Consider the following 2,257-nt stretch of genomic DNA (forward strand, 5'->3'; position numbering starts at 1 on the left):
CGACATGGCCGCCCCAGGCGAGCTCTTCGATGCCAGCGCCGTGCAGCGACTGGCCTTCAGCGCACCGGTCGTGGACAAGGTCGCGCTGGTGGTGGTCGGGCGCAAGGGCGGGCGCAGCATCGCCCGCGCCGAGCAGTTGTCGGGGCGCACCGTGGCGTTGGTCAATGCCAGTGCTGCGGGCGCTGCCATCGAGGCCGTCAACCGCCAGCTGGGGCTGCGCAAGCGGGCGCCGGTCAAGGTCGAATGGATTGACCCGACGCTGGCCATCGAGGATGTGCTGGAAATGGTCCAGGCGGGGATCTACCCGTTGACCGTGGTCGAGCGGCCGATCGCCGAGCGCTGGCTGCGCGTGATGCCCAAGTTGCGCCTGGACACCCGTGTACAACTGGGCCAGCCGCAAGCCGTGCGCTGGTACCTCAGGCCGGATGCGCCGCAGTTGCAAGACGCGCTCAATCGGTTTCTCGCCACCTACCGCGCCCCGGAAAACCAGAACGCGGCGTTCGAGCGCATCTACCGTCGCCAGTACCGCGTGCATGACCCGTTGGCCACGCAACCGCGTCGACGCCTGGAGGCTGTGCGCACGGTGTTGCAGCGCCACGCTGCCACGCAGCAGATCGACTGGTTGAACCTGGCGGCGCTGGCCTACAAAGAGTCGACCCTCAACCCCAAGGCGCGCGGCGGCGGCGGGGCGCATGGCCTGATGCAGATCACCCCCTCGGCCGCCCAGCGGGTAGGGGTGAGCGACATCGCGAGCGTCGATGGCAATGTACAGGCCGGCGCCCGTTACCTGGCCATGATCCGCCGCAAGTTCTTCTCCAGCCCCGCACTCAATGACCGCGAACGCATGGCCTTTACCCTGGCCGCCTACAACCTGGGCCCCGAGCGGGTGCAGGCCATGCGCGTCGAGGCACGCCGGCGTGGGCTCAATGCCAACCAATGGTTCTTCCAGACCGAGCGGGTGGCCATGGAGCAGGTGGGCATGGGGCCGGTGAACTTCGTCAATAGCGTGAACAAATACTTCCTCGCCTACAACCGTGAGCGGGTGGCGCTGGAGCGCACGCGCCCGCGCTGACGCGCTGAAGGGTTGCCGCGCTGCCACGCACTGCCGCTGGACGGTAACGCGCCGCTTGTATCTTGCTCGGCAAGCCCCTAGCATGGCCCCTGCGCCGATTTAAACAGCTACTTGCGGGGCGCCAGGCAGGGCCCTTTCCGAGCTCGCCGAAATACCGCTAAAGCGCTGGTTCGGTGACGCCTCCCACCGCTGCCCAGCGGGATTCGCGAGGCAGAGATCAAACCCATGAGTTGTCCACGTACCAGCGTCTGCCTGAGCCCCCTGGCCGTCCAGCCGGCCGCTCGCACCCCGCGCATCCTGCTCGGCGGTGCCCATCAGCCCACCTTGTTGCGTCACCTTGAAGGCCTGTCGCGGCGCAAGGGCCATGCCCGGGCATTTCTCATCCAGTTCGTCGACGTTTCACTGCAGGTGGACCTTGCCCGGTACGGCAACGATCGCTTCGACCTGGCCGTGATCCAGGCGCCGGCCGCAGACGTCGCCGATCAGGTGATCGCCCAGCTCACGCGCATCGCCCGACAAGGCCTGATCACCCGGCGCTGAGCGTCATCCAGACACCCCGCTGGCCGCCAGCACTGGCCGACATGGCGCGAGGAGAGCGTTGTTGAGCACCAATATCATCACAACCGAAGGGCACCAGGCGCTCAAGCACGAGCTCGATCATCTGTGGCGCGTGTACCGCCCGGAAATCACCCAGAAGGTGGCCTGGGCGGCGTCGCTGGGCGATCGCAGCGAGAATGCCGATTACCAGTACAACAAGAAGCTGCTGCGCGAAATCGATCGGCGCGTGCGCTACCTGCGCAAACGCCTCGAGGATGTACGCGTGGTGGCCTATGCGGCCGAGCAGGAGGGCAAGGTGTTCTTCGGGGCCTGGGTCGAGATCGAGAACGACGAGGGCGAGGTCAAGACCTTCCGAGTGGTTGGCTATGACGAAATCTACGGGCGCAACGATTACATCTCCATCGACTCGCCCATGGCCCGCGCCCTGCTGAAGAAACAGCAGGGCGACGAGATCGCGGTGCAGACCCCGACCGGCGAGGCCGCCTGGTACGTCAATCGCATCTGGTACCCCGCCAGCGCCGGCTGACCCTCAGCCCTCGCGCAGGACCGCCAGCGGGCTGGCGTTCAAGGCGCGGCGGGTGCCCAGCGTACCGGCGCCACCCACCAGCAAGGCCCCGGCCAGCGGCA

Annotated in this window: 3 protein-coding genes; all 3 read left to right on the forward strand. The window is 67.1% G+C overall.

Translation table 11 applies throughout. The annotated features are described in order from the left end of the window. Positions 1 to 1,072 (forward strand): transglycosylase SLT domain-containing protein (locus tag RT028_RS17440; RefSeq protein ID WP_312936359.1); only part of this gene is annotated, 1,072 nt, incomplete at its 5' end. Positions 1,073 to 1,297: 225 nt separating this feature from the next. Then, complete coding sequence (locus tag RT028_RS17445; RefSeq protein ID WP_312936360.1) at positions 1,298 to 1,612, forward strand: hypothetical protein; 315 nt, start codon at positions 1,298 to 1,300, stop codon at positions 1,610 to 1,612. A gap of 61 nt (positions 1,613 to 1,673) precedes the next feature. Continuing rightward, the gene (gene greB / locus RT028_RS17450; protein ID WP_312936361.1) at positions 1,674 to 2,156 is read left to right on the forward strand and encodes a transcription elongation factor GreB; all 483 of its coding nucleotides are present in this window, start codon (positions 1,674 to 1,676) and stop codon (positions 2,154 to 2,156) included. The last annotated feature ends 101 nt before the right edge of the window (positions 2,157 to 2,257 follow it).

This window comes from Pseudomonas sp., from assembly GCF_032058845.1.
In the GTDB taxonomy this organism is placed as follows: domain Bacteria; phylum Pseudomonadota; class Gammaproteobacteria; order Pseudomonadales; family Pseudomonadaceae; genus Aquipseudomonas.

What these genes read in the sequence shown, in the direction of transcription:
- RT028_RS17445 (WP_312936360.1), top strand. Translation starts at nt 1,298, where the DNA reads ATGAGTTGTCCACGTACCAGCGTCTGCCTGAGCCCCCTGGCCGTCCAG.